3 protein-coding genes are annotated in these 2,631 nt (G+C 34.7%); all 3 read left to right on the plus strand.

What is annotated here, in order from left to right:
• Positions 1 to 46: 46 nt before the first annotated feature.
• Positions 47 to 109 (plus strand): tetracycline resistance efflux system leader peptide, encoded by a 63-nt coding sequence (locus ACKVQX_RS14405; RefSeq protein WP_013762478.1) that lies wholly within the window; start codon positions 47 to 49, stop codon positions 107 to 109.
• Between the two features lie 33 nt (positions 110 to 142).
• The gene (tet(L), locus tag ACKVQX_RS14410; protein ID WP_068450235.1) at positions 143 to 1,525 is read left to right on the plus strand and encodes a tetracycline efflux MFS transporter Tet(L); all 1,383 of its coding nucleotides are present in this window, start codon (positions 143 to 145) and stop codon (positions 1,523 to 1,525) included.
• A 677-nt stretch (positions 1,526 to 2,202) separates the two neighbouring features.
• Positions 2,203 to 2,631: DNA cytosine methyltransferase (locus ACKVQX_RS14415; RefSeq protein ID WP_409136444.1), on the plus strand; the 429-nt coding region annotated here is incomplete at its 3' end.

A 2,631-nucleotide genomic window follows, 5' to 3' on the forward strand; every position in this document is an offset into this window, starting at 1 on the left:
TCTGTATGTGGTAAAATGTTTCAATCAAGATTAGGAGGCATTAATTATGAAGTGCAATGAATGTAACAGGGTTCAATTAAAAGAGGGAAACGTATCATTAGCCCTATAAACTGCGTCTACCCTCATTATTGGAGGGCGAAATGTGAATACGTCTTATTCACAATCAAATTTACGACACAACCAAATTTTAATTTGGCTTTGCGTTCTATCTTTTTTTAGCGTATTAAATGAAATGGTTTTGAACGTCTCATTACCTGATATTGCAAATGATTTTAATAAATCACCGGCGAGTACAAACTGGGTGAACACAGCCTTTATGTTAACCTTTTCTATTGGAACAGCTCTATATGGAAAGCTATCTGATCAGCTAGGCATTAAAAGGTTACTCCTATTTGGGATTATAATAAATTGCTTCGGATCGGTAATTGGGTTTGTTGGACATTCTTTTTTTCCCATACTTATTCTGGCTCGATTTATTCAAGGAGCTGGTGCAGCTGCATTTCCAGCACTCGTGATGGTTGTAGTTGCGCGCTATATTCCAAAGGAAAATAGGGGTAAAGCGTTTGGTCTTATTGGCTCCATAGTAGCTATGGGAGAAGGTATCGGTCCAGCTATTGGTGGAATGATAGCTCATTTTATCCATTGGTCTTATCTTCTGCTCATTCCAATGATGACAATTATCACTGTTCCGTTCCTTATTAAATTGTTGAAAAAAGAAGTAAGGATAAAAGGTCATTTTGATATTGTAGGAATTATACTAATGTCAGTGGGCATTGTATTTTTTATGCTGTTTACAACATCTTATAACATTTCTTTTCTGATCATCAGTATTCTGTCATTCCTGATATTTGTAAAACATATTAGGAAAGTAACAGAACCTTTTGTTGAACCTGCACTGGGGAAAAATATTTCTTTTATAATTGGTGTCCTTTGTGGAGGACTTATATTTGGTACAGTAGCAGGGTTTATCTCTATGGTTCCTTACATGATGAAAGATGTACATCAACTAAGTACTGCTGCAATTGGCAGTGTGATTATTTTCCCTGGAACAATGAGCGTTATTATCTTCGGTTACATTGGTGGATTACTTGTTGATAGAAAAGGTCCATTGTACGTGTTAACCATTGGAGTTACATTTCTTTCCGTTAGCTTTTTAATTGCTGCCTTTTTTTTAGAAGTAACACCATGGTTACTGACAATTATATTAGTTTTTGTTTTTGGTGGGCTGTCATTCACCAAAACAGTTATATCTACAATTGTTTCAAGTAGTTTGAAACAAAAGGAAGCTGGTGCCGGAATGAGTTTGCTTAATTTTACCAGTTTTTTATCAGAGGGAATAGGTATTGCAATTGTTGGTGGTTTATTATCTGTACGCTTACTGAATCAGAAGTTGCTACCTATGGACCTTGATCAATCCACTTATTTGTATAGTAATATGCTATTCCTTTTTACAGGAGTCGTTGTCACTAGTTGGCTGATCACCTTGAATGTATATAAACGAAGACAAATTCAATTTAAAAGTTGAATACCAGAGATAAATTAAATGACTTCTAGCTTTCTTAAGCAATCGGGCGCGATTGTTGAGCAACATACTTTATGTATTGTTTATTAGAATGAAAATTGCTAGATGACGTTTAGAATGAGCGATTGACGCTAAATTTCATATATGATACATTAATTTCATATTTGATTTACGACTTTTATGATGCTCAGCCAAACGGTAGAGCAATTTTTAAACACTTTCTTAATGAGTGTTCTAACGATCCTTATAGGGACTCGTCTGAACTTTTATTTGAGAAAGTGTTTTTTTTGTCGTTCTCAAATATTTAACTAAAAGGATGGTTGCACTATCCAATCCTTGAACGTTCTACTAATAGCAACCGCTTCTTGATTTATCGTATTAATCATCAAGCAATTTTTAGAGGTTTCGTTCAAGAGAAAAAGTAAAGGAGGAACTATATGTATTTTTTTACTGAAGTCTTGTCTTTAAAGTCCTGCTAGAGCAGGTTATAAGTAGTCGTTGATTACTTTCTCTCATTGACGCAAGAGACAACAGGGCACGGAAATGCTTTGTTGATGTAAAAGGAATAAGTGAGGAGTAAACTGACCACTTAGAGCCAGTTGAGAAATTTCGTCACTTTCAACACACGATTTATTCTTATCCTTTTTCGTTTGTGAAAACAATCGAAAAGGGTTAGGGCAATGACTGAAGAACTAACAGTAAAAGAAGTATTTTCATTACTTGTAGAGAATGAATTACAAACTAAGAAAGACGTAGTAACTTTAGCACCAACATATGATTCAAAGAAAATTAGTATTGTTTCTCTGTTCAGCGGATGCGGAGGTTTTGAACTAGGCTTTGAATGGGCAGGTATTGAAGCGAATCTAGGAAGAAATATAGACATTCGGGAAAAAGAACAATTTACTTCTTTAAGAAGTAAAAGTTTATTTAAGACGGTATATGCTTTAGATTTTTTTAAAGAAGCCATAGAGACATATACAAACTACTTTCCAGAAACGACTATTCAAAATGCTAATATTCGGCATCTACAATCTTTTCCTGAAGCGGATATATACTCTTTTGGTTTTCCTTGTCCAGGGTTTAGTGCTGCTGGTCCTAGGAATTTAAAA

Origin of the sequence: Kurthia sp. ISK08 (assembly GCF_046159805.1) — a bacterium.
GTDB classification, from domain to species: Bacteria; Bacillota; Bacilli; order Bacillales_A; family Planococcaceae; genus Kurthia; species Kurthia gibsonii.